This window comes from Cellulomonas humilata, assembly GCF_030814415.1.
In the GTDB taxonomy this organism is placed as follows: domain Bacteria; phylum Actinomycetota; class Actinomycetes; order Actinomycetales; family Cellulomonadaceae; genus Cellulomonas; species Cellulomonas humilata_A.
On sequence record NZ_JAUSVB010000004.1, the window covers coordinates 81564 to 105757 of the forward strand.

General features: G+C 72.4%; 26 protein-coding genes. 17 read left to right on the forward strand and 9 right to left on the reverse strand.

Features of this window, described 5'->3' with window-relative positions:
* Positions 1-108: 108 nt before the first annotated feature.
* Both J2X26_RS14385 and J2X26_RS14390 read right to left on the reverse strand, forming a co-directional pair.
* A complete protein-coding gene (locus J2X26_RS14385; RefSeq protein ID WP_307493309.1) occupies positions 109-1143 on the reverse strand; it encodes a PHP domain-containing protein in 1035 nt (344 codons plus the stop codon).
* Positions 1140-2048: a non-homologous end joining protein Ku gene (locus J2X26_RS14390; RefSeq protein ID WP_307493310.1), complete on the reverse strand. Its 909-nt coding sequence runs from the start codon at positions 2046-2048 to the stop codon at positions 1140-1142. The genes J2X26_RS14385 and J2X26_RS14390 overlap by 4 nt, the downstream gene beginning before the upstream one ends.
* A gap of 90 nt (positions 2049-2138) precedes the next feature.
* On the opposite strand from J2X26_RS14390, the gene ligD (J2X26_RS14395) reads away from it, so the two are divergent.
* From ligD (J2X26_RS14395) to J2X26_RS14410, 4 genes are all read left to right on the forward strand, one after another.
* Positions 2139-3059 (forward strand): non-homologous end-joining DNA ligase, encoded by a 921-nt coding sequence (ligD, locus tag J2X26_RS14395; protein ID WP_307493750.1) that lies wholly within the window; start codon positions 2139-2141, stop codon positions 3057-3059.
* Positions 3056-3934, forward strand: a complete 879-nt coding sequence (gene ligD / locus J2X26_RS14400; RefSeq protein ID WP_307493311.1) for a non-homologous end-joining DNA ligase — start codon at positions 3056-3058, stop codon at positions 3932-3934. The genes ligD (J2X26_RS14395) and ligD (J2X26_RS14400) overlap by 4 nt, the downstream gene beginning before the upstream one ends.
* 86 nt (positions 3935-4020) lie before the next feature.
* Entirely contained in the window at positions 4021-4581 is a 561-nt protein-coding gene (locus tag J2X26_RS14405; RefSeq protein ID WP_307493313.1) for a Dps family protein, read from the forward strand.
* On the forward strand, positions 4578-5768 hold the full coding sequence (locus J2X26_RS14410; RefSeq protein WP_307493315.1) for an App1 family protein: 1191 nt from the start codon (positions 4578-4580) through the stop codon (positions 5766-5768). The genes J2X26_RS14405 and J2X26_RS14410 overlap by 4 nt, the downstream gene beginning before the upstream one ends.
* Here the strand turns inward: J2X26_RS14410 and J2X26_RS14415 are convergent.
* A complete protein-coding gene (locus J2X26_RS14415) occupies positions 5765-5971 on the reverse strand; it encodes a hypothetical protein (RefSeq protein WP_055914627.1) in 207 nt (68 codons plus the stop codon). The two genes, J2X26_RS14410 and J2X26_RS14415, sit on opposite strands and share 4 nt — an antisense overlap.
* Before the next feature lie 232 nt (positions 5972-6203).
* Between J2X26_RS14415 and J2X26_RS14420 the strand changes: the two genes are divergently transcribed.
* From J2X26_RS14420 to J2X26_RS14430, 3 genes are all read left to right on the forward strand, one after another.
* Complete coding sequence (locus tag J2X26_RS14420; RefSeq protein WP_307493318.1) at positions 6204-8972, forward strand: cellulose binding domain-containing protein; 2769 nt, start codon at positions 6204-6206, stop codon at positions 8970-8972.
* 177 nt (positions 8973-9149) lie between these two features.
* Positions 9150-10634: a malate dehydrogenase (quinone) gene (mqo, locus tag J2X26_RS14425; protein WP_307493320.1), complete on the forward strand. Its 1485-nt coding sequence runs from the start codon at positions 9150-9152 to the stop codon at positions 10632-10634.
* Between the two features lie 23 nt (positions 10635-10657).
* The gene (locus tag J2X26_RS14430; protein WP_307493322.1) at positions 10658-10921 is read left to right on the forward strand and encodes a hypothetical protein; all 264 of its coding nucleotides are present in this window, start codon (positions 10658-10660) and stop codon (positions 10919-10921) included.
* Here J2X26_RS14430 and J2X26_RS14435 read toward each other — a convergent pair.
* Genes J2X26_RS14435 through J2X26_RS14445 form a run of 3 tightly spaced genes read right to left on the reverse strand, consistent with a single transcriptional unit; the run spans position 10918 to position 12349 of the window.
* Positions 10918-11268 (reverse strand): DUF2277 domain-containing protein, encoded by a 351-nt coding sequence (locus J2X26_RS14435; RefSeq protein WP_307493324.1) that lies wholly within the window; start codon positions 11266-11268, stop codon positions 10918-10920. The two genes, J2X26_RS14430 and J2X26_RS14435, sit on opposite strands and share 4 nt — an antisense overlap.
* Before the next feature lie 11 nt (positions 11269-11279).
* Positions 11280-11876: a methylated-DNA--[protein]-cysteine S-methyltransferase gene (locus J2X26_RS14440; RefSeq protein WP_307493326.1), complete on the reverse strand. Its 597-nt coding sequence runs from the start codon at positions 11874-11876 to the stop codon at positions 11280-11282.
* Entirely contained in the window at positions 11873-12349 is a 477-nt protein-coding gene (locus tag J2X26_RS14445; RefSeq protein WP_307493328.1) for an RNA polymerase sigma factor, read from the reverse strand. Before J2X26_RS14445 ends, J2X26_RS14440 begins: the two co-directional genes overlap by 4 nt.
* Before the next feature lie 62 nt (positions 12350-12411).
* Here J2X26_RS14445 and J2X26_RS14450 point away from each other — a divergent pair, with 62 nt between their 5' ends.
* The 7 genes from J2X26_RS14450 to J2X26_RS14480 all read left to right on the forward strand — a co-directional run bounded on the left by J2X26_RS14450 (position 12412) and on the right by J2X26_RS14480 (position 20454).
* Positions 12412-13392: a pirin family protein gene (locus J2X26_RS14450; protein WP_307493330.1), complete on the forward strand. Its 981-nt coding sequence runs from the start codon at positions 12412-12414 to the stop codon at positions 13390-13392.
* A 5-nt stretch (positions 13393-13397) separates the two neighbouring features.
* Positions 13398-13874, forward strand: coding sequence for a YbaK/EbsC family protein (locus J2X26_RS14455; protein WP_307493751.1), 477 nt, complete (start codon positions 13398-13400; stop codon positions 13872-13874).
* An 11-nt stretch (positions 13875-13885) separates the two neighbouring features.
* Positions 13886-15565 carry an FAD-dependent oxidoreductase gene (locus J2X26_RS14460; RefSeq protein ID WP_307493332.1) on the forward strand — a complete coding sequence of 560 codons (1680 nt, stop codon included), beginning with the start codon at positions 13886-13888 and terminating at the stop codon, positions 15563-15565.
* Entirely contained in the window at positions 15562-17037 is a 1476-nt protein-coding gene (locus J2X26_RS14465; protein ID WP_307493334.1) for an ATP-binding protein, read from the forward strand. The genes J2X26_RS14460 and J2X26_RS14465 overlap by 4 nt, the downstream gene beginning before the upstream one ends.
* Entirely contained in the window at positions 17034-17378 is a 345-nt protein-coding gene (locus tag J2X26_RS14470; protein ID WP_307493336.1) for a UBP-type zinc finger domain-containing protein, read from the forward strand. The genes J2X26_RS14465 and J2X26_RS14470 overlap by 4 nt, the downstream gene beginning before the upstream one ends.
* Before the next feature lie 141 nt (positions 17379-17519).
* Positions 17520-18524: an ANTAR domain-containing protein gene (locus tag J2X26_RS14475; protein WP_307493337.1), complete on the forward strand. Its 1005-nt coding sequence runs from the start codon at positions 17520-17522 to the stop codon at positions 18522-18524.
* Positions 18525-18537: 13 nt separating this feature from the next.
* The gene (locus tag J2X26_RS14480) at positions 18538-20454 is read left to right on the forward strand and encodes a SpoIIE family protein phosphatase (protein ID WP_307493339.1); all 1917 of its coding nucleotides are present in this window, start codon (positions 18538-18540) and stop codon (positions 20452-20454) included.
* 16 nt (positions 20455-20470) lie between these two features.
* Here the strand turns inward: J2X26_RS14480 and J2X26_RS14485 are convergent, their stop codons facing one another.
* Both J2X26_RS14485 and J2X26_RS14490 read right to left on the reverse strand, forming a co-directional pair.
* Entirely contained in the window at positions 20471-21193 is a 723-nt protein-coding gene (locus J2X26_RS14485; RefSeq protein WP_307493340.1) for an anti-sigma factor family protein, read from the reverse strand.
* Positions 21190-21696: a sigma-70 family RNA polymerase sigma factor gene (locus tag J2X26_RS14490; RefSeq protein WP_307493342.1), complete on the reverse strand. Its 507-nt coding sequence runs from the start codon at positions 21694-21696 to the stop codon at positions 21190-21192. Before J2X26_RS14490 ends, J2X26_RS14485 begins: the two co-directional genes overlap by 4 nt.
* 153 nt (positions 21697-21849) lie before the next feature.
* On the opposite strand from J2X26_RS14490, the gene J2X26_RS14495 reads away from it, so the two are divergent.
* A complete protein-coding gene (locus tag J2X26_RS14495; protein ID WP_307493344.1) occupies positions 21850-22356 on the forward strand; it encodes a COG4315 family predicted lipoprotein in 507 nt (168 codons plus the stop codon).
* A gap of 55 nt (positions 22357-22411) precedes the next feature.
* On the opposite strand, the gene J2X26_RS14500 is transcribed toward J2X26_RS14495, so the two are convergent.
* Positions 22412-22810 carry a VOC family protein gene (locus J2X26_RS14500; protein ID WP_307493346.1) on the reverse strand — a complete coding sequence of 133 codons (399 nt, stop codon included), beginning with the start codon at positions 22808-22810 and terminating at the stop codon, positions 22412-22414.
* Between the two features lie 150 nt (positions 22811-22960).
* On the opposite strand from J2X26_RS14500, the gene J2X26_RS14505 reads away from it, so the two are divergent.
* Together J2X26_RS14505 and J2X26_RS14510 are read left to right on the forward strand one after the other, a co-directional pair.
* Entirely contained in the window at positions 22961-23527 is a 567-nt protein-coding gene (locus J2X26_RS14505) for a DUF6529 family protein (protein ID WP_307493348.1), read from the forward strand.
* Positions 23527-23985 carry a Rieske (2Fe-2S) protein gene (locus J2X26_RS14510; protein WP_307493350.1) on the forward strand — a complete coding sequence of 153 codons (459 nt, stop codon included), beginning with the start codon at positions 23527-23529 and terminating at the stop codon, positions 23983-23985. The genes J2X26_RS14505 and J2X26_RS14510 overlap by 1 nt, the downstream gene beginning before the upstream one ends.
* Positions 23986-24194 lie beyond the last annotated feature (209 nt).

Below are 24194 nucleotides of genomic sequence, written 5' to 3' on the forward strand. Positions count from 1 at the left end.
CCACTACCGGGCCGTTCCCCGGGGCGCGCAGCAGTACCGCGAGCAACGGGGACGATCGGCTGACACTAACCCGACAACCGCAGGAATCCGTGCATCGGGCGTGTCGCGTCACCTGTGCGTTCGCGCCAGGAGGTCCTCCACCGGCCACGTCGTGATCACGCGCGCGGGGTCCAGGTCGTGCTGCACGGCCCGGGCGCAACCTGCTCCGAGCCAGTCCAGCTGGCCGGGTGCGTGGGCGTCGGTGTCGATGGAGAAGTCGCAGCCGGCGTCGATGGCGATCGCGAGCAGCTCGTGCGGCGGGTCGAGGCGGTCCGGGCGGCAGTTGATCTCCACGGCGACACCGTGCTCCGCGCAGGCGTCGAACACCGCACGCGCGTCGAACTCGCTCTGGGGGCGGCTCTTGCCCTTGATCTGCCGGCCCGTGCAGTGCCCGAGGACGTCCGTGCGGGGATTGCTCACCGCGGCGATCATCCGGCGGGTCATCGGCCCCGACTCCATGCGGAGCTTCGAGTGGACAGACGCGACCACGACGTCGAGCTGGTCCAGCAGGTCGGGGTCCTGGTCGAGCCCACCGTCGTCGAGGATGTCGACCTCGATCCCGGTGAGCACCCGGAACGGGCCGACGGCGCTGTTCAGCGCCCTGACCTGGTCCAGCTGGGCGCGCAGCCGCGACGCGGACAGGCCGTTGGCCACCGTGAGCCGCGGCGAGTGGTCCGTGATCGCGAGGTACTCGTGCCCCAGCTCCAGAGCCGCGAGGACCATCTCCTGGATCGGCGTCTTCCCGTCGGACGCCTCGGTGTGCGAGTGCAGGTCACCGCGGAGCCGCTCCCGCAGCGCGGCGGCCTTCGGGTCGAGCGAGGTCGTGTGCTCGCGCTCAAGCTCGTCGAGGTACTCGACGGGCTTGCCCCGCAGCACGTGGGCGACCACGTCCGCCGTGCGCGCCCCGACTGCCGGCAGGTCGGCCAGCGACCCCGAGGCGGCCAACGCGGCCAGACGGTCCGGAGCCTGCCGCTCGATGCTGCGCGCCGCACCGCGGAACGCCTCGCTCCGGTACGGGCTCGCCTGGGCGCGCTCCAGCAGGAAGGCGATGCGGCGCAGGGCCGCGACAGCCTCGGCCTGCCGGTCGGCGGACGAGCCGCTCACGACGCCTTACGACGCGTCTTGCGCGGGGTCGGCTCGTCCTCGTCGGCCTTCTTCTTCGGCTTCGCCTTGGCCTTCGGCTTCTCCTCCGCGTCGGGCTCGGGTGCCTCACCGCGGGCACCACGCGCCTTCTCGACGCTGCGCTGCAGGGCCGCCAGCAGGTCGACCACGTCTCCCCCGCCGTCGCCGGCACCCTCCTCGCCGACCGGCACCGGGACCGCGCGGGTGCTGCCCGACGACACCTTGGCCTCGATGAGCTGCTCCAGGGCGCCCGCGTACCGGTCCTCGTACTGCGACGGGTCGAAGTCCGCCGCCAGCGAGTCCACCAGCGACGCGGCCATCGCGAGCTCCTGCGGGCGCACCGAGACGTCCTCGTCGAGCACCGGGAAGTCCGCCGCGCGCACCTCGTCGGGCCAGAGCAGCGTCTGCATGACGATGACGTTGTCCCGCACGCGCAGGATCGCCATCGACTCGCGCTGGCGCAGCGCGACCTTCACGACGGCCACCCGGTCCGCCTGCTCGAGCGCCCCCCTCAGCAGCGCATACGGCTTCGCGGCGGTCTTCTCGGGCTCCAGGTAGTACGTCTTCTGCAGCAGGATCGGGTCCACCTGGTCCACCGGCACGAACTCGAGCACCTCGATCTCGCGCTCGGTGGACAGCGGCAGCGACCGGAAGTCCTCGTCGGTGAGCACCACGAGCTCGCCGTCGTCCGTCTCGTAGCCCTTGGCGATGTCCGACATCTCGACCGGCTCGCCGTCGATGCTGCAGAACTTGCGGTACCGGATGCGCCCGCCGTCCTCCTTGTGCACCTGGTGCAGCGTGACCTCGTGCTCCCCGGTCGCCGAGTACAACCGCACCGGGACGTTGACCAGCCCGAAGGCGACCGCGCCCTTCCAGATCGCTCGCATGGCCGTGTCCTCCAGTGATGGCTGCTGGGCGTGTTGATACCAAGCCGCGCCTGCGCGGCCTCCTATGGGCAGGATGGACCCGTGGAGCCCATGCTCGCCACCCCTGCGACCGGTCCGACGGAGCTTCCGCGCGGGCCGGAGTGGGCGTACGAGGTCAAGTGGGACGGTGTGCGCGCGCTCGCGGACACCACCTCGGGCCGGCTGCGACTGTGGAGCCGCAACGAGCGGGAGATCACCGCGGCGTACCCCGAGCTGCGCGGGCTGGAGGCGGTCCAGGGCGCGGTGCTCGACGGGGAGATCGTGCTGATGGCGGACGGGATCCCGTCGTTCACCGCCCTCGCGGAGCGCATGCACGTGCGTGATCCTCGCCGTGCCGAGGCACTCGCGGCCCAGCGCCCGGTGACGTTCCTGGTGTTCGACGTGCTCCGGTTGTACGGCGTCGACCTCATGCGCAGCACCTACGACGAGCGCCGCGACACGCTGAGCCGGCTCGAGCTCCCCGACCGGGTCGAGCTCTCCCCCGTGTACCCGGACGGGCAGGAGCTGTGGGAGGTCACCAAGCAGCTCGGGCTCGAGGGCGTCGTCGCCAAGCGCCGGTCGTCGCCGTACGTCGCCGGCCGACGTTCACCCGACTGGGTCAAGGCCCCGCACCGCCGCACGCGTGCGGCGCTCGTCGGCGGGTGGCGCGAGGAGACGAACGGCTCGGGCCGGATGGGTGCGGTCCTGTTCGGCGCGCGCGACGCCGACGGCGCCCTGCGCTACCTCGGCCGGGCCGGCAGCGGGCTGACCGGACGACGCGCCACCGACCTGCTGAAGCTGCTGGTACCGCGAACCGACTCCCCCTTCGACGACGAGGTCCCGGCCGTCGACGCCCGCGGTACCCGCTGGTGCGAGCCGACCGTCGTCGTCGACACGCTGTACCTCGCCCGCAACCCGACCGGTCGGCTGCGCCAGCCGGTGGTGCGTGCCGTCCGCACCGACACCGACGCCGACCCGTGGGAGCAGCCGTGACACCAGAACGCCAGATGGTCGACGTCGAGGGGCGTCAGGTCCGGGTCAGCCACCTGGAGAAGGTCATGTACCCGTCGACCGGGATGACCAAGGCCGAGGTCATGAACTATCTCGTGCAGGTGGCCCCCGCGCTGCTCCCCCAGCTGCGCGACAGGCCCGTGACCCGGATCCGATGGCCCGACGGCGTGGCAGGCGAGAAGTTCTTCGAGAAGAACACGCCGCGCGGCGCCCCGGACTGGGTCCGGCGGCAGGAGCTGCGCGCGGCGCCCGGCGCGGAGGACGAGGGCGCCGAGCTGGAGCTGCCGTTCCTCGACGACCTCGCCGGGCTCGTGTGGGCGGCGAACCAGGGGGCGCTCGAGCTGCACACCCCGCAGTGGCGCGTCGGTCCGCGCGGCAAGATCCACACGCCCGACCGGCTGGTGGTGGACCTGGACCCGGGCGCACCGGCCGGGCTGAAGGAGTGCGCGGCCGTGGCCCACCTCGTCGCGGACCGGCTGCGCGAGGACGGCCTCGACACCACCGTGCCCGTCACCTCCGGGAGCAAGGGCATGCAGCTGTACGCGCCGCTCCCCGGGAACCAGACGGTGATGGAGATCCGGCAGTACGCCCGGGACGTGGCCTACGAGATCGCCGCGTCGCACCCCGGCCAGGTGGTCGCGATCATGAAGAAGGACCTCCGCGGCGGGAAGGTCCTCATCGACTGGTCGCAGAACCACCCCGCCAAGACGACCATCACGCCGTACTCGCTCCGGGGTCGGGACGTCCCGCACGTCGCCGCACCGCGATGGTGGGACGAGGTCGGGCCGGGGTTGCAGCAGCTGACCCCCGACGAGGTGGCGGCACGCCTGGCGGACCGCGGCGACCCGTTCGCCTGACGCGTTCCGATGGCGGCACCGCCGCTGGTGGGGCAGCGTGGTGACCAGCCGGGATCCACCCGCACGAACACGAGAAGGAGCCTTCCATGGTGCTGCCGAAGTACACCGTCCCGTCCCTCACCCTCCAGCAGGGTGCCGACGTCGCCACCGTGCTCCAGCAGCGGCTGGACGCGCTGAACGACCTGGCGCTGACGCTCAAGCACATCCACTGGAACGTCGTCGGGCCGCACTTCATCGCCGTCCACGAGATGCTCGACCCGCAGGTCGATGCGGTGCGCCTCATGGTCGACGCGATTGCCGAGCGCATCGCGACGCTCGGCGTCGCCCCCGTCGGGACCCCCGGCGAGCTGGTGAAGAACCGCACGTGGGAGGACTACTCCATCGGACGGGACAGCGCGATCGCCCACCTGGGCGCGCTCGACGTCGTCTACATCGGCGTGATCGAGGATCACCGCCAGGCTGCGAAGGACGTCGAGGAGATCGACGACGTCACCAACGACCTGCTGGTCGGGCACCTGCACGAGCTCGAGCTGTTCCACTGGTTCGTCCGCGCTCACCTGGAGTCCGCCGGCGGCGTGCTCACCACCGGCAACGCCCAGACCGAGAAGGCCGCCGCGCGGAAGGCGTCCGCGAAGGACAACGCGTGACGGCATCCCCCAGCGCCCGGCCCGTCGTCGGCTCGTCCGGCGGCGGACCGGTGCTTCGTACGGCCCGCCCCGGCGGGCCGTCGGCTGCGTCCGCCAACCCCGCGTCGTCCGTCCCGCGCACGCATCTCGCTGCGCGCCTCGAGAACGGGTTCGACCGTGCGGTGGCGCACCAGCTGCGTCGCCGTGGGTGGACCGTGCGGATCGAGCCGTACGCCGGGTACGGCGGGACGGGATGGGTCCGGGTGCTCGCCCGGACGCTGCTGGCCGCGCCACAGGTGCGCGACGACGAGCTGCCCGGCGCGGGCAGCAGCGCGCAGGCCGGCGCACGATCGGCGTCCGCCGTCCGTGGCTGGCGCAGCTTCGCGACGGCCCAGGTGTCGGGTGCGGAGCTCGAGGTCCAGGTCGGCGACCGGACGCACACCGTCGTCACCGACCGCGGCGGGTACGTCGACACGATCCTCGAGTCCGACCTGGCACCCGGGTGGCACGACGTCCGGCTCACGACGAGCGACGGGTTCACCGCCACCGCCCCGGTGCACGTGATCGGACCGGACGTCCGGTACGGGATCGTCAGCGACATCGACGACACCGTGATGGTTACCCGCCTGCCCCGCCCGTTCGTCGCCGCGTGGAACGTGTTCATGCGCCACGAGAACGCACGAGAGGCGGTGCCGGGGATGGCGCGGCTGTACGCCGAGCTCCGCTCGCGCGACCAGGACGTGCCGGTGGTCTACCTGTCGACGGGAGCCTGGAACGCCGCTCCGACGATCGCCCGGTTCCTGCGCCGACACCGGTACCCGGCGGGGCCCTTGCTGCTCACGGACTGGGGTCCCACCAACAGCGGCTGGTTCCGCAGCGGTCGGACCCACAAGGTGACGCAGCTGCGCAGGCTCTTCCACGAGCTGCCGGACGTCCAGTGGATCCTCGTCGGCGACGACGGGCAGCGCGACCCGCAGATCTACGCCGGCGCCGCGCAGCGGTTCGGCGACCACGTCCGGGCGATCCTCATCCGGCAGCTGACCTTCGGCGAGCACGTGCTCGCGCACGGCGTGCCCGTACCGACGGTCGACTCGGTGCGGGCCGAGCAGCAGGCCGCCCAGCGGCGGGACGGCATCCCCGTCCTGCAGGGAGCCGACGGCCAGGAGCTGCTGCGCGACGTCCGCGCAGAGGGCCTCAACCTCTCCTAGAGACGCTCGGGGTCGTCCCAGTCGTCGCTGCTGGCGATGGCCTCGTCGTCGGCCTCCAGCTCGACGGCGTGCAGCGAACGCGGGGCGTGGTCGGGGTTGCCCCCGGACCGCGCGTCGGCGGCGTCGAGCTCGGCCTGTGCACGCTCGGGGTCGGCGAGGTGCTCGGCGGACGGGTCGGACGTCAGGTCGCGGTCGCGGCTCATGGTCCGGTTCTACCGCTCGCGGTGCCCCGGTGCACGCGCAGACCACCCCCTGGTCGGTGGCGTCCCGTCCTGGACCTCTGCGGGGTCACTCGGCGGGCTAAACGATTAGTGCCCTGCTGCACCTTCGAAGCGCTTCGATACGGTCGCGGCGGTCGTCGCTGAGCGTCGATCCCTCGGGAATCCCGACATCGCCGCCGGGAGCCCTCACCGCCATCACGAAGGAGTGCCGCGGATGTCCGCCCCCTCGCTCGTTCTCCGCGCACCAGCCCGGCTCGCGGCGCTCGCCGCCGCCGGAGCCCTGGTCGCCGGTGCACTCGTCGCCATCGCCGGCCAGGAGCCCGCCCACGCCGCCGACTCCCCCTACTCGTGGGGCAACGTCGAGATCGTCGGCGGCGGGTTCGTCCCCGGCATCATCTACAACCAGTCGGAGAAGGGCCTTGTCTACGCCCGCACCGACATCGGCGGCGCGTACCGCCTCGACCAGACCACCAAGCGCTGGATCCCTCTTCTCGACCACGTCGGCTGGGACGACTGGAGCCACAGCGGCGTCCTGTCCCTGGCCACCGACCCGGTGAACCCGAACAAGGTGTTCGCCGCCGTCGGCACCTACACGAACAGCTGGGACCCGAACAACGGCGCGATCCTGCGCTCGTCCGACCGCGGTGCCACGTGGTCGAAGACGAACCTGCCGTTCAAGGTCGGCGGCAACATGCCCGGCCGCGGCATGGGTGAACGCCTGCAGGTGGACCCCAACGACAACCGCGTCCTGTACTTCGGCACCGAGGGCGGCAACGGCCTGTGGCGGAGCACCGACTCCGGCGTCACCTGGGGCAAGGTCTCGAGCTTCACCAACGTGGGCAACTACGCGCAGGACCCCAGCGACCCTAACGGGTACCTCACCACCAACCAGGGCGTCGTGTGGGTCACGTTCGACCCGACCAGCGGCACCAAGGGCTCGCCGACCAAGACGATCTACGTCGGCGTGGCCGACAAGGAGAACACGGTCTACAGGTCGACCGACGCGGGCGTCACGTGGACGCGGATCGCCGGTCAGCCCACCGGGTACATCGCCCACAAGGGCGTGTTCGACGCCGTCGGCAAGCAGCTCTACATCGCGACGAGCGACACGGGCGGCCCGTACGACGGCGGTCACGGCGACCTCTGGCGGCTCGACGCGGCGACGGGTGTCTGGACGCAGATCAGTCCCGTCCCGTCGTCCAGCACCGACAACTACTTCGGGTACAGCGGGCTGACCATCGACCGCTCGGACCCCGACACGATCATGGCGGTCACCCAGATCTCCTGGTTCCCGGACATCCAGGTCTTCCGGTCCACCGACCGCGGTGCCACGTGGTCGCGGATCTGGGACTGGAACGGCTACCCCGACCGCACGCTGCGGTACACGCTCGACATCTCCGGCTCCGGCTGGCTGACGTTCGGCAAGCAGCCGGCCCCGCCGGAGCCCAGCCCGAAGCTCGGCTGGATGACGGAGTCCTTCGAGATCGACCCGTTCGACTCCAGCTCCTTCCTGTACGGCACGGGCGCCACGATCTACGGCGGCTCCAACCTCACCGCGTGGGACACCGGCGGCAAGGTGGCCATCGGCGTCAAGGCGCAGGGCCTCGAGGAGACGGCCGTGCTCGACCTGGCCGCTCCCCCGGGATCGGTCCAGCTGGTCTCCGGGCTCGGTGACATCGGCGGCTTCGTGCACACCGACATCACCAAGGCGCCGTCCGCGTACTCGGCCACCGCCCCGTTCATGGGCTCGGTCAACGGCACCGACTTCGCGGAGAAGACCCCGGCCACGATGGTCCGCGTCGGCTCCGGCGACGCCGGCACCTCGCACATCAGCGTCTCCACCTCGAGCGGCAGCTCCTGGTGGGCCGGCCAGGAGCCGTCCGGCGTGACCGGCGGCGGCACCGTGGCCATGAGCGCCGACGGCAGCAGGATCGTCTGGAGCGCGGACGGCGCCGGCGTGCACACGTCGTCGACGCTCGGCTCGAGCTGGACGAAGTCCACCGGAGCGGCCACCGGCGCACGCGTCGAGGCGGACCGGGTCAACCCGCTGAAGTTCTACGCGTTCTCCGGCGGCACGTTCTCCACCTCGACCGATGGCGGCGCCACGTTCACGGCCTCGTCGGCCACGGGTCTGCCCACGACCGGGAACGTGCGGTTCGCCGCGGTGCCCGGCCGTGAGGGCGACATCTGGCTCACCGGAGGGACGACGAACGCGACCTACGGCATGTGGCACTCGACGAACTCGGGCGCGACGTTCACCAAGATCGCCGCGGTCGACCAGGGTGACGCGATCGGCTTCGGCAAGGCGGCACCGGGCGCGACCTACCCGGCCATCTACACGTCGTCGAAGATCAACGGGGTCCGCGGCATCTTCCGGTCGATCGACGCCGGGGCCACCTGGGTCCGGCTCAACGACGACGAGCACCAGTGGGGCTGGACGGGTTCGGTCGTGATCGGCGACCCCGACGTCTACGGACGGGTCTATGTCGGCACCAACGGACGCGGCGTGATCGTCGGCAACCTCACGGGGACCGACCCCACGACCTCGCCGACCCCGACGCCGACGGTCACCACGACGCCGACGCCCACGCCCACCCCGACGGTCACCACCACGCCGACGCCCACACCCACCCCGACCCCGACCCCGACCCCGACGGTCCAGCCGGGGGCGTGCACGGTGAAGTACACGACGTCGGACTGGAACACGGGCTTCACCGCGTGGCTGAAGATCACCAACGGGAGCTCGTCGACGATCAACGGCTGGTCGCTCGGCTTCACGTTCCCCGCGGGCCAGCAGGTGACCAACTTCTGGTCGGGTGCGTTCACGCAGACGGGCTCGGCGGTCACCGTGACCAACGCCGCGTGGAACGGGACCATCGCGGCCGGTGGCAGCGTGGAGCTCGGCTTCAACGGGTCCCACACCGGGACCAACACCAAGCCGACGGCCTTCACGCTGAACGGCACGACCTGCACCAACGGATGAGCTGCGGGGTGGGCGGCGTGTGACACGGACCCGCCGCCCTCCCCGCTCCGGCCCGACCTGCCACACCGACCCCGCGGCAGGTCGGGCCTTTCTACCCTGGTGCGAGACCGGTGAGCGTGCGCAACGTCACACGTCCCAGGACTGGAGGTATCTCGACGTCAACATACGATCGATCTCGTGCCAGAACGCGAAGAGACTGTCGACGTCGTCCTCGTCGGGGGCGGGATCATGAGCGCGACCCTCGCCGCGCTGATCACCACTCTCGAGCCCACGTGGACCGTCGAGATCCACGAGCGCCGCGCCGAGCTGGCGCAGGAGAGCTCGAACGCCTGGAACAACGCAGGCACCGGTCACGCGGCCCTCTGCGAGCTGAACTACACCCCGCAGCGGCCCGACGGCTCGATCGACATCGCCAAGGCCGTCACGATCAACGAGCAGTTCGAGCTGTCGCGCGAGCTCTGGCACCACCTGGCCACGCACGACCGCCTCCCGGGGGGCGACGGCTTCCTGTCGACCACCCCGCACATGACGTTCGTGCGCGGCGCGGAGAACGCCGACTACCTGCGCCGCCGCTACGAGACGCTGCGCAAGCACCCCCTGTTCTCCGACCTGGAGTTCAGCACCGACCCCGCGCAGATCGCGCAGTGGGCTCCCCTGCTCGTCGACGACCGCGACCCCGACGAGGTGGTCGCCGCGACGCGCGCCGCCGCCGGCACGGACGTCGACTTCGGCCGCCTGACCCGCGCGATGATCGGCGACGCCGTCGACCGCGGAGCGCGGCTGCACCTCGAGAGCGAGATCACGAAGCTCCGCCAGAAGAGGGACGGCACCTGGTCGCTGCGGGTGGCCGACCGCCGCTGGAACGGGCACGTGCGCAGCCGCACGGTCCGTGCGCGCTTCGTGTTCGTCGGCGCCGGCGGTGGCGCCCTCCCGCTGCTGCAGAGCTCCGGCATCCCCGAGGCCAAGGGCTTCGGCGGGTTCCCGATCAGCGGCCAGTTCCTCAAGACCACGAACCCGCAGATCGTCGCCCAGCACCAGGCCAAGGTCTACGGGAAGGCCGACATCGGCGCTCCCCCGATGTCCGTGCCGCACCTCGACACCCGCGTCGTCGACGGTGGCACCGCACTGCTGTTCGGCCCGTACGCGGGCTGGAGCATGAAGTTCCTCAAGCACGGCTCCTGGACCGACCTGATCCGGTCGATCCGCCCCGGCAACCTCGTCCCGATGCTCGCCGTCGGCGTGCGGAACCTGGACCTGGTCAAGTACCTCGTCGGGGAGGTCACCGCGACGGACACCGACCGACTGCGCACGCTGCGGGCATTCATGCCCGCCGCGCACCCGCGCGACTGGGAGCTCGTCACCGCCGGCCAGCGCGTCCAGGTGATCAAGAAGGACAAGGCCCAGGGCGGCGTGCTGGAGTTCGGCACCGAGCTGGTGACCGCGGCGGACGGCACCATCGCCGGTCTGCTGGGCGCCTCGCCGGGTGCCTCGACGGCCGTCGCGACGATGCTCGACCTGCTGGAGCGCTGCTTCCCCGACCGCATCGACGGCTGGCAGCCGCGGCTGCGCGCGATGATGCCGAGCCTCGGCGGCGCCGAGTGGGACGAGTCGTTCGAGCTCGAGCACCTGGTGGACGACGAGCAGGTCGGGTCCGAACGCTGATCATGGTGCGGCACGATGGGGGCATGAGCGACCCCGTCGAAGCCGTCAGCGCGGAGATGCGCCACGCCAAGGTCCGCGCGGCGACCGAGCACACGACCGTCGGTCAGGTGACGACGACCGCCGACGGTCGCGTCAGCATCGCGTGCGCGTGCGGCATGGACCTGACGAACGGACCCACGTGGTCCCTCGACGAGCACATCCGGCTGCACCGTGCGGAAGCCCGCTTCCTCGCGCTCGCTGCTGTCGCGCCCGAGGGCATCCCCCGGCTGGTGCGCTGGCCGCTCTAGACCCTCGCGGGCTCATGCTCGTGCTCGTGGTCGTCCTCGTGCTCGTGGGGCAGACCGAGCTCGTGCGCCCGCTCGTGCGCCTCGCGGGCCGCGATCCGGGCCTGGACGTCCGCGCGACGCAGCGGCGGGACGGTCGTCGGCGGCTGCCGGCGCGCGGGGAGGTCGTCGAGGAGGCGCGCGGTGATCTCCGCGATCTGCCGGACGGCGTCCTCGAACGGCTCACGCGTGGCGTCGCTGAGGGACTGCACCCCCGTCACCTTGCGGACGTACTGCCGCGCGGCGGCCTCGATCTCCTCCGAGGTGGCGGGCGGCTCGAGCCCTCGGAGCGTGGTGATGTTCCGGCACATGCTGCCCGACGTTACGCCGCCACCCCGACACGCGTCTCGAGGTCCAGGAGGGTCAGCTTGGCCGACGCGCCGCCCGCGTACTGCCCCGGCGTGCCGTCCGAGCGCACCACGCGGTGGCACGGCAGCACGACGGGCAAGGGGTTGAGCGCGCACGCGGTACCGACCGCCCGGACCGCACGCGGGCTGCCCGCGAGCTCGGCCATCTGTGCGTAGCTGGCCGTGTGCCCGTACGCGATGTCGGGCAGGTGCAGGACGACGTCACGGCGGAAGCCGCGCAGCAGCTGCAGGTCGAGCGGCAGGTCGAAGGTGGTCCGTCGGCCGGTGAAGTACTCGTCGAGCTCGCGGGCGACGTCGTCCAGCTGCCCGGGCGCCTCCAGCACCCGCGGGCTGACCTGCTGGGCGAGCGCGGTCAGCACGGCGTCGTGGTCCTGCACACCGAACGCCACCCGGACCAGACCGGCCGGGGTGCGTGCCAGGAGCAGCGGGCCGACGGGGCTGTCGACCGTCCGGTAGGCGACGTCGAGCAGGTCCTCGGCGGCAGCGCGGACGGCGAGCTGTCGGTGCAGGCGCGCCACGTCATCGTCGGCGATGTCCGGTGCGAACGTCATGACTCCTCCTGGTCGAGCGTGGGATAGGTCCGCCGCAGGGTGGCGACGCCGTCCGAGGCGGCGCGGCGGGCCGCGGCAGCGGTTCCGCCGACGAGGGCGGCGACGTCGTCGTAGGGCAGCCCGCCGAGGTGGTGGTAGGCGACCACCTGCCGCTGCTTGGTGGGCAGCGCGGCGAGCGCCGCCCACAGGTCGAGGTCGCGCCCCTGCGGCGGGAGCACCCGGTCGGGGACGTCGGCGACGGGCACGGCGTGCCGGGCGGCACGGCGCACGACGTCGATCGCCTTGCGGTGCGCGATGGTCACGAGCCACGCCTCGACGTTCGCGTCGGCCGGCAGGTCCGGGTACGCGCGCAGGGCTGCGAGGAACGTCTCCGACCAGGCGTCGTCGGCGTCGACCGGCCCGACCACCGCCCGGCACACGCGCAGGACGGTGGCGCCGTGCTGGACGACCACACGCTCGAAGGGTTCCTTCACCATCACAGTGTGCAGACGCACCAGCCCTGCGGGGTGTGAGGTCCGGCTCTTACAGTGGCCCGATGACGAACCTCGAGGTGCGGCCGGTGCCGGAGCTGTGCGACCTCGTCCCGTCCCACGGCCCCGTGGTCGACCTGCACGAGGCCCGGGACGTGCCGCTGGGCGGTGTGCGGGCGATGCGTGTGCGCCGGACGCTCCCCCAGCGCGCGCTGCCGCTGGTCGGTGCCTGGTGCTTCCTCGACGAGTTCGGACCGCAGCACGTGGACATGCGCGTCCTGCCCCACCCCCACACGGGTCTGCAGACGGTGACCTGGCCGGTCGCCGGCGAGATCCTGCACCGGGACAGCGTCGGCTCCGAGGCGGTCGTGCGTCCCGGGCAGCTCAACCTCATGACCGCCGGGCACGGCGTCTCCCACTCGGAGTTCTCGCTCGGCGCCGAGCCGCTGCTGCACGCGGTCCAGCTGTGGGTGGCGCTGCCGGACGGGGTGGCCGCGAGTGCTCCCGGGTTCGAGCAGGTCAGCGATCTGCCGGTCTGGGAGGCGCCGCGGGCACGGGCGACGGTGTTCATCGGCGACCTCGACGGCACCTGGTCGCCGGCGCACGTGCACACGCCGATGCTCGGCGCGGAGGTCGTGCTGGACGCGCACGCCGACATCGAGATCCCGATGGTCCGCGGCTTCGAGCACGCCGTGCTGCTCCTCGGCGGGACGGCGGAGGTCGCCGGCACGCAGCACACGACGAGCGGGCTGCTCTACCTCGGTGACGGACGTGACTTCGTCCGGGTCCGGTCCCTCGACGGTGCGCGGCTCCTCCTGCTCGGCGGAGCGCCGTTCGCGCACGACCTCGTGATGTGGTGGAACTTCGTCGGCCGCACGCACGCCGACATCGCCCAGGCACGTGCCGACTGGGAGTCCGACGCCCGGGCGGACCGCTTCGGGGTCGTCGCCGGGCACGACGGAGCCCGCATCCCCGCACCCGAGCTGCCCAACATCCGCCTCCAGCCACGCCGCCGCCTCCCCCGCACCCCGAAGGAGCCCTCGTGACCGACCTGTCCCACCTGCCTGCCCGCTCCCGGGTGGTCGCGGCCGCGCTCACGGACGCCGGCGTGCTCGGCGAGGTGGTCGAGCTGCCGGACTTCGCGCGGACGGCGGCGGAGGCCGCGGCCGCGCTCGGCACGGAGGTCGGTGCGATCGCGAACAGCCTGATCTTCTGGGCCGACGACCGACCGCTCCTGGTGCTGACCAGCGGGCGGCACCGCGTGGACACCGTGGCGCTGGCACGGCAGCTGGGGCGGACTCATGTCGGACGCGCGACGCCCGAGCAGGTCAGGGCCGCCACGGGCCAGGCGATCGGCGGCGTGGCACCCCTCGGGCACCCCGAGCGGGTCGAGACCGTGGTGGACGTGGCGCTCGCCGACTATCCGCAGGTCTGGGCGGCCGGCGGGACCCCGCACACGATCTTCCCGACGACGTTCGACGAGCTCGTCCGGGTCACCGGTGGGTCTGCACTCGTCGTGGGCGACTGAGAGGGGACGACGTGGACGACGCCTCCACCCGCAAGCCGGTCCTGCTGACGGTCGACGACGACCCCGCGGTGTCCCGGTCGGTGGCCCGGGACCTGCGCCGACGCTACGGCGACGCGTACCGCGTGGTCCGTGCCGACTCGGGTCCGCTCGCCCTGGACGCGCTGCGTGAGCTCCGGCTGCGCGGCGACCAGGTGGCCGTGCTGCTGGCCGACCACCGGATGCCGGAGATGACCGGCATCGAGTTCCTCGAGCAGGCGATGGACATCTACCCGCAGGCCCGTCGCGTGCTGCTCACCGCGTACGCCGACACGGACGTCGCGATCGACGCCGTGAACGTGGTCGACCTCGACCACTACCTGCTCAAGCCGTGGGACCCCCCGGAGGAGAAGTTCTACCCGGTGCTGGACGCGCAGCTGGAGGCGTGGACGGCGCACCCCCCGAAGGCGGTCCACGAGACGAAGGTCGTCGGCCACCGGTGGTCGGCGCGGTCGTCGGAGGTGCGGGAGTTCCTGGCCCGCAACCAGGTGCCCTATCGCTGGTATGCCAGCGACAGCCCGGAGGGCCGCGTCCTGCTCGACGTCGCCGGTGCCGACGCCGACGACACGACCCTGCCCGTCGTGGTCACCACGCAGGGCGAGGTGCTCGTCGCACCCAGCGACGGTGAGCTGGCGGAGCAGGTCGGCCTGTCGGTGAGCCCGTCGGAACGCTTCTACGACCTGGTCGTCATCGGCGGCGGTCCGGCGGGGCTCAGTGCTGCGCTGTACGGCGCCTCGGAGGGTCTGCGTACGGCGCTGGTCGAGCGGACCGCCACGGGCGGGCAGGCCGGGCAGAGCTCGCGCATCGAGAACTACCTCGGCTTCCCCGACGGGGTCTCCGGCGCGCAGCTGACCGAACGGGCTCGTCGGCAGGCGCTGAAGTTCGGCGCCGAGATCGTCATGACCCGCGACGCCGTGGCGCTGGAGGTGCGCGGCGCCGCGCGGTCGGTGCGGTTCGACGACGGCAGCACGGTCGACGCCCACACCGTGATCGTCGCCAGCGGAGTCGCGTACCGCGAGCTGTCCGGACCGGGGATCGGTGCACTGACCGGACGCGGGGTGTACTACGGCTCCGCGCTCACCGAGGCGAGCGCGTGCGAGGACCAGGACATCTACGTCGTCGGGGGCGCCAACTCCGCCGGGCAGGCCGCGATGTACCTGTCCAGGCACGCCAAGAGCGTGACCCTGGTCGTGCGCGCCGCGTCGCTCGACCAGTCGATGTCTCGATACCTCATCGCGCAGGTCGAGCAGAACGACCGCATCCGCGTCCGTACCCACAGCGAGGTGGTCGAGGCCGTCGGGGACGACCACCTCGAACGGATCGTGCTGCAGGACACCGTCACGGGCGAGCAGGAATCTGTGGACACCGGCTGGTTGTTCGTGTTCATCGGGGCCGCACCCCTGACCACGTGGCTGGACGGCACCGTGACCCGCGACGACCACGGGTTCGTGTGTGCCGGTCACGACCTGCTGGTCGAGGGCAAGGTGCCCGACTCGTGGCCGCTCGACCGACCTCCGTACCACCTGGAGACGAGCGTCCCCGGGGTGTTCGCGGCCGGCGACGTGCGCGCCGAGTCCGCCAAGCGTGTGGCGTCCGCCGTGGGCGAGGGCGCCATGGCCGTGATGCTCGTCCACCGTTACCTGGAGCAGCTGTGACCACCACCGAAGAACCGCTCGCCACCACCCGCACGCACCTCGCGTGCGACATCCACGAGCTGCGGAGCCTGTTCCTGTTCGAGCACCTCAGCGACGAGCAGCTGCTCTGGCTGTGCGGGCACGGGCACGTCGAGCACGTCGAGCCCGGGGTGCTGTACCGCGAGGGCGACCCGGCGACGGACTTCTACGTGATGCTCGCGGGCTCGCTGGCCATGTACCGCCGCGTCGGCGCCGACGACGTCGAGATCGCCCGCACGGGCCAGGTCGGCGTGTACGCCGGCGCCTGGGGCGCCTACCTGGGCGACCGGGTGCCGCAGACGTACGCGCAGACGCTGCGCGTCCTGGAGCCGTCCCGGTACTACGTGCTCGCCGCCGCCGACTTCGCGTCGTTCATGACCGACTGGTTCCCCATGGCCGTGCACCTGCTGGAAGGGCTGTTCTTCGGCCAGCAGAGCTCGCAGGCCGCGACCGGTCAGCGCGAGCGGCTGCTCGCGCTGGGATCGCTGTCGGCCGGCCTCACGCACGAGCTCAACAACCCGGCGGCCGCTGCGACGCGAGCCACGGCGACCCTGCGCGAACGCGTCGCGGGGATGCGGCACAAGCTCGCGATCATCGCCTCCGGGCCGTACGACCGCGAGCAGCTCGCGCAGATCATCCACCTGCAGGAGAAGGCCGTCGCCGCACTCGCACGCACGCGAGCGTCCGACGTGGTCCCGACGGCGCTGGAGGTCTCCGACCTGGAGGACTCTCTCGGTGAGTGGATGGACGACCACGACATCGCCGGCGGCTGGGAGCTCGCACCCAGCTTCGTCGCCGCCGGGCTGGGGACGCAGTGGCTCGACATGGTCGCGTCGTGCGTGGGCCCGGAGATCCTCGAGGGCGCCGTCCGGTGGCTCTCCTACACGCTCGAGACCGAGTCCCTGATGAACGAGGTCGAGGACGCGACCGGCCGGATCTCGGCGCTCGTCGGGGCCGCGAAGCAGTACTCGCAGATCGGGCGAGCACCGGACCAGACCGTCGACATCCACGAGCTCCTGGACAGCACCGTCACGATGCTCGAGCGGCAGCTGGGCGACGGGATCACCGTGGTCAAGGACTACGACCGCACCCTGCCCCCCATCCACGTGTTCGGCGCCGAGCTCAACCAGGTGTGGACCAACCTCATCGACAACGCGGCCCAGGCGATGGACGGCGACGGGATCCTGACTCTCACCACCCGGCGCGTCGACGACTGGCTCGAGGTCGAGGTCGCCGACACCGGCCCCGGTATCCCGGACGGCGTCGTCGACCGGATCTTCGAGCCGTTCTTCACCACCAAGCCCGTCGGCTCCGGGACCGGCCTCGGGCTCGACATCTCGTGGCGGATCGTCGTCGGCAAGCACCACGGCGACCTGACCGTCACCTCCGTGCCGGGCGACACGCGCTTCCTCGTCCGGCTGCCCTACTCCCCGACGGAAGGACCCACCCCATGACGCAGACCACCATCGACCCGACCGTTCCGCCGAGCGGGACCGGGTGTCTCGAGTGCGACGCCACCGACGGCTGGTGGTTCCACCTGCGCCGCTGCGCCACCTGCGGTCACGTGGGCTGCTGCGACACCTCACCGTCGCAGCACGCGACTGCGCACTTCCGGGCGACGGGCCACCCCGTGGTGCGGACGTTCGAGCCCGGCGAGGACTGGTTCTGGGACTACGCGGCCGACGACTACACGCAGGGCCCGGCGCTCGCGGACCCGGAGCACCGGCCCTTCGACCAGACGGTGCCGGGCCCGGCCGGTCGCGTCCCCGACGACTGGCGCCGGCGCCTGCACTGACGCCCTCGACAGGCCCTGAACCGGATCCTGACATACGCTGCGGGTCCCATCAGGCCGGGTATTCACGCCCGGCGGTACCGGGTTCAGCCACGAGCCCACGGAGAGCTCCCGCCCCGACCCCGGGGCGCTGCGGAGGACGTCGTGCCCACCCCCACCACTCCCAGACCCGCCCAGGTCGGCCGCTTCCAGTACACGGCGTCCACGGGCCGCTGGCGATGGTCCGACGGGATGTTCCAGATCCACGGCATGGCCCCGGGCGAGGTCGTGCCGACCCTGGCGATCATGTCGCGGCACATCCACCCCGAGGACCGGGGCCGGGTGCTGGACACCCTCGGGCAGTGCGGCGTCGACGGCCGGCCGTTCGGGTGCCAGTACCGCCTGGTCGACCTGCTCGGCGCGGAACGGTCCGTGACGCTCACCGGCGCGGGCGACGCGGGCGACGACACGCTCCGCACCGTGTCCGGCTTCCTCGTGGACATCACGGCCGCCCAGCGGGACGCCGTCGCGCACCAGGTCAACGAGGAGCTGACGCAGGCGCTGCGCTCGCACGCCGTGATCGACCAGGCCAAGGGTGCCTTCATGCTCGGCTACGGGATCGACGGCGACGCGGCGTTCGAGCTGCTGCGGTGGGGATCGCAGCAGCGCAACGTCCGACTCCTGACCCTCGCAGAGCGGCTCGTCGCCGCGGTCGAGTCCGGCGGCGGGCTCGGCTCGGACACGCGGCAGCGCCTCGACGACTTCTACTTCGCGAGCCTCACGGACGGCGCGCCGGAGCCACCCGCCGGGCGGACGGGCCCGGGTCTCGACGTCACCTTCGACACGACGGGCGACGTGCCCATCGTCCGGGTCGAGGGACCGGTCGACCTCGCGACCGCGCACGACCTCACCGCGGCGGTCACCCAGCTCATGATCAAGGCGCGTGAGGTGGGCGCGATGGTCGTCGACCTGCGGCAGGTGACGCACCTCGGCTCGGTCGGCGTCTCGGCCCTGAGCGCCGCCCACCGGCGGAGCGGGGCTGCAGGTGTGAAGATGCGTATCGTGCTCTCCCCCGGGACCAGCCTCGGGCTGGCCGGAGCGCACGGCCTGGACGTCATCATCGCCCCCGCGGGTGCGTCGGCGCTGGACCAGACCGTCCCGACCAGCTGAGGAGGCGCCCAGGATGGCGAGCGACGGGTTCGTCGACGAGGCCGCCGTCCTGCGGGCGTTCGACGACTCCCCCGGCATCCAGATCGTCGTGCGCGCCCCCGAGCTGCGCATCGTCGCGGCCAACCGGGGCGCCCGCGAGGTCCTGCAACGTGGCCACCTGGTCGGCGTGCAGCTGCAGGACCTACGCGATCCCGGGATCCAGACCATCGTGACGGCCCTGTCCGAGGTGGTCCGCACGGGCACGCGGTTCCACGAGGACGCGATCCCCGTGGTGGCCGACTGGTCCGACCCCTCGTCCGGTCTGTGGGTCGACCTGCAGGTCACCCCGTGGCGGGACGAGTCGGGAGCGCTGCTCGGTGCGATCGCCGCCGGCGTCGACGTCACCGCGCGGGTGCGTGCTGCGAACCTCGAGCGCACAGGCGCAGCCACCGCCGACGAGCGGCTGGCCCGTGCCCGCGAGGTCGTGCTGCGCCTGCAGGGTGCGCTGCTCCCGTCGACCGTCCCCCTGCTGCCGCGCGTGGACGTCGCGGCGTCGTACCTGGTGGCCGGGCTGGAGCAGGCGGCGGGCGGGGACTGGTTCGACTCGGCGACCCTCCCGGACGGGCGTGTGTCCCTGACCGTGGGCGACGTCGTGGGGCACGGCGTCGAGGCGTCCGCGATCATGAGCCAGCTGCGCGCCGTCCTGGCTGCCCGCCTGCTCGAGGGCGCCGGCATCCTGGACGCGCTCGACGCCGTGGAGGCCTTCGCGGGCCGGGTCTCCGGCGCCTTCGCGGCCACCCTCTGCGTCGCGCTCCTCGACCCGCACTCCGGCGACCTCGAGTACGCCACCCGCGGGCACCCGGCGCCCCTCGTCGTCGGTCCGGACGGTGCCCGGATCCTGCCCACCACGGGCGACGGGCCGCTCGGCTCGCGGACCGAGGGCCGCATCTCGACCACCCGCCTGCGGGACGGGGACGCGATCGTCCTGTTCACCGACGGTCTGGTCGAGAACCCGCACCGACCGCTGCGCGAGGGCGTGGCGGTGCTCGAGGCCACCGCCGTCGACGCCTACCGGGGGACGTCGGGCGCGCTGAGCTCCAACCCCTCGGTGGCGAGCCGGATCTGCCAGCACGTGCCTGCGGTCCTCACCGACGGGGGCTTCACCGACGACGTGACCGTCCTGGCCGCCCACCGCCGCGCCGCTCCCGCGCCCCTGAGCCTCGCCGTGCCCGCCCAGCCGGGTCAGCTCGCCGACGTCCGCGGGGCGGTCGACGGCTGGTGCCGCGGTGTCGGCCTCGGTACGCGCGACCGTGCCGCGCTCGTCCTGGGCGTCAGCGAGGTCATGGCCAACGCGGTCGAGCACGCGTACCGGGACGCACCGGAGGGCGAGAGCGGCGTCGTCGAGATCGATGCGAGGATCCGCGACGACGCGATCATCGAGGTCGTCGTCCGGGACCACGGACGCTGGCGGGAGCCGGACGTGGACCCCGGTGAGCGGGGACGCGGCTTCAGCATGATGGCGTCCGCGGGGCTGCAGGTGGGGGTCCAGACGGCGTCCGACGGCACGACCGTGACCTTGGAGTGCCCCGCCCGTCGCCCCGCTCCCGTCGACCAGGCCGATGTCGTCGTCGGCGGCGGCGCCCGCGACAGGGCACCCCTGGCGGTCCGCACCGACCGGACCGACTCCCACGTCGTGCACGTCGGTGGGGCCGTCGACCACCGCGCCGCGGCGGCGCAGGTGCAGGCGGAGATCCTCCGGCTCTCCCGCAACGGGCTGGTGCCTGTCACGATCGACCTGCGCGACGTCGTGCACCTCGGCAGCGCCGGCGTCCGGGTCCTCGAGTCGCTCCTGCTGACGATCGACCGCCTCCAGGTCATCGCGCCCGCCGGCACGCCCGCGGCGCAGACCCTGGAGGTGGCGGGCACGCCATTCGTCTCGTCGAACGGCTGATCCGGCGCGAACCGGGTCAGGTCTGCGCGGCAGCCAGGGCGGCGTCGGAACCCTGCACCCGGATCTCCACACGCCGGATCGTGTCCGTGACGATGCTCGACGACGCACCGAGCCCCCGTGCGCCGGTCGCACCCCCGGTCCAGGTCGCGACGACCGTGCTCGTACCCTCGTCGTCGACGAGCACGAGCTCGTACGTCGGCAGCGTGGCGTAGGGCCCCGACTCCGACGGGTACCGGCACTCCCAGTCGATCCGGGTGCCCCAGCGCTTCTCCTGCAGCGTGAGGTCCGCACTGACCGCGGCAGCGCCGACCGGCTCCAGCTGCAGCTCCGTGACCTGCGAGGACGACGACGGGGCGGCCACCGGGGTCCCGGTCGGACGTCCGAGCAGCACACCGGCGACCCCGCCGAGCACCAGCAGCGCCGCCGCCGCGCTCGCCAGCAGGGCGGTGCGTCGCCGGCGGTCCCGCTGCACGGCGCGGGCCACGGAGGCCAGCTCGACCACCTCGGCGGTCGGGGCGCCACCCAGGGCGGTCGCCTCGTCGGCCGGCACCATCCGCAGCAGCCCGGGCATCCCCGCCAGCTCGGCGACGGCCGCACGGCACGCGGCGCAGGTGCGCATGTGGTCCTCGAACTCGCGGCGGTCCGCGGGATCCAGCGACCCGAGGACGTAGGCCGCGTCCCACTCGCGGAACGGGTCCACGCCCGCCGCCCGCTGGTCGTCCGTGTCGCGGCCGGTCATGCCGAGACTCCTCTCTCCTGGAGCGCGAGCCGCAGCGCGCGCAGCGCGTAGTGCATCCGGGACTTCACGGTCCCCTCCGGTATCTGGTGCTCGCGAGCCAGCTCGGCGACGGACCGTCCGCCGTAGTAGGCGCCGACCACCACCGCCCGGTGCTCGGGCGTCAGCTCCTCCAGCGCGTCCGCGACCAACCAGCTGTCGAGGACCGCCTGGGAGGCGTCGGGCTGCGGCGTGTCGGGAGTCGTGTCCGTGGTGCGCTCACGCGCGTGGCGTGCGCTGCGGCGGTCGTCGATCACGAGGTTGCGGACCACCGTGTACAGCCACGCCCGCGTCGCCCCCTCCTCGCGCGCGAGCACCTCCGGATGCTTCCACGCCCGTACCATCGCCTCCTGCACCACGTCCTCGGCGAGCGCATGGTCACCGGTGAGGCGCACGACGTAGCTCTGCAGGGGACGCGCGTAAGCCTGGTGGAGAGCGCGCAGGAGCGCGTCGGGTTCCTGGGCCACGCCGCCTCCTCGCCCGTCGTCCGTGGGTCCTACCTCGTCAACGATGCACCCCGGCATCAGGTTCACCTCGCGGTGAACCCGGGAGTCGGCGGCCTCGTAGTCCCTCGTAGCAGGTCCCGGGGGCGGGACCGGCACCCACCAGAGGAGATCATCGTGCGACGGACAATCCTGTACTCGATCACCGCGCTCGTGGCTGCGGCCACCCTCACCGCCTGCGGAGGCGGTTCCGACGACGACACGCCGGAAGCCGCGGGCGACGCGACCAGCGCCGAGGAGTCCCCGGCGGAGTCGCCGGCGGAGGAGATGTCGACCGACCTCGCGACGGCCGAGACCTCGCTGGGCACGATCGTGGTCGACGGCAACGGCATGACCGCCTACTACTTCCTCAAGGACGTCAAGGACTCCGGCACCAGCGCCTGCTCGGGCGACTGCCTGACGGCCTGGCCGCCGATCACCTCGGAGTCCGACACCCCGACCGTCGAGGGCGTCACCGGCGAGGTCGGCACGATCACCGGCACCGACGGATCGACGCAGATCACCATCGACGGGCGCCCGATCTACACGTTCGCCCAGGACACGGCGCCCGGAGACGTCAACGGCCAGGGTGTCAACGACGTCTGGTACGTCATCGCGCCCGACGGCACCGAGATCGACGACTGACGCGCCGACCCGGACGGCGGTCGCGTCGGCCGTCGTCCGGGTCGTGCGCCGTCCGTCAGCCGAGGCCGTTGCGCGGGTCCGTCTCCACGTTGAGGACGTTCCCGTCGGGGTCGGCGAACCAGGCTGCGCTCATCGTGCCGTCGGTCAGGACACCGTCGGTCCAGGTCGCGTCGCCCGGCAGGTCGAACGTCTGGAACTGGATGCCGGCCGCTCGCAGCGCGGCAACCTCGGTGTCGAACGCGTCGGCGGACAGCTGGAAGGAGATCCCCGTCGCCTTGTTCGTGCCGGCGTAGGCGGACGGGTACACCAGGAAGCCGCCGTTGGACGTTCGATAGATGACGCCATCGGGGACCTCGGGGCCGCTGGTGAACCCCAGCGTCCCCTCGTAGAACTCCCGCGCCCGGTCCAGGTCGGTGACGGCGAGGACGGGGATGGCGGCGTGGTCGGCGAGCATGGTGCCTCCCGTGCGGGCCAGCCGTCCGTCGGCGGGCCGGCACCTCGACGCTAGAACCGTGGCGGACAACCGTCCAGGGCTGCTGCACATGTGTGCAGCACCTCACCCGCAGGGGTTCCGCGCCCGTCCACCTCACGCCACCATCGACCTGTGAGCACCGACGCGCGTGCGCCCGACCGGCCGTCGCAGTGGGGGCTGGCCGTGCTGGGTGCGGTCGGCCTCGCCGTCGCGGCTGCGCTCGCCGCCTACGCCGAGGCGCACCCCGGCGACGGAGCCGCCCTCACGACCCTGGGTTTCAGCAGCCTGCTCCAGATGAAGGCGTGGCTGACCACCGCCGCCGCGGCCCTCGTCGTCGTCCAGGTGCTGTCGGCCCTGGCGATGTGGGGTCGGCTCCCCGGGGTGCGCGACGCGCCCGCCTGGGTGTCCGGCCTGCACCGCTGGACCGGCACGGTCGCGTTCCTGCTGACGCTGCCGGTCGCCTTCCACTGCGTCTGGTCGCTCGGCTTCGAGGACTCGTCCACGCGGGTGCTGGTGCACTCGGTCGCCGGCTGCGTGCTGTACGGCGTGTTCGCCGCGAAGATGCTGGCCCTGCGCCTGCGCGGCCTGCCGTCCGGGACCGTGCCGGTGCTCGGCGGCCTCCTCGCCGGGGTCATCGTGGTCCTGTGGTTCAGCTCGGCGCTGTGGTTCTTCGGCCAGTCCGGGACGGTGAGCTACTGATGGGCATGTCGGAGGTCGACCGCCGCGCGGTGCTCGAGGGTGCGGGCGTCGCGCTCGCGGCCGGGACGCTCGGGTTCGTCGGCTTCGTGGCGCTCGGCCCGGCACCCGAGACGGACGACGACGGCGACGACGACTCCTCGGGGACGGGATCCGGCGGCGACGGTGAGGACTCGCACCTGCTCGCGGCGGTCGACGACATCCCCGACGGCGGCGGGATCGTGCTGACCGACGACAAGCTGGTGCTCACGCGCGACGGAGACGACGTCCGGTGCTTCACGGCGGTGTGCACCCACCAGGGATGTCTGGTCGCCGCCGTGCAGGACGGCGAGATCCGGTGCCCCTGCCACGGCAGCGCGTTCGACGCCGCGACGGGCGCCGTGGTGCACGGTCCGGCGACGGAGCCGCTGGAGGCGGAGGAGATCGAGGTCACCGACCAGGGCGAGGTGCTGCGCGCATGAGGTCCTTCCGAGAGCGCCTGCCCACGCTCCTCTGGGTCGCCGGAGCGGCCGCGACCGTCGGCGCGATGCTGGCCGCACTACGCGTCTGAGACGTCGCCGCCCGTTCGCCTGGACACGCCTGACCTGGGTGGTACGTTCCAGACGAAGGGCACGAAAGCCGACGTCGGGGAAGCCCTAGGTCCCCCTCGTCAGTGATGTCGAAGTGATGT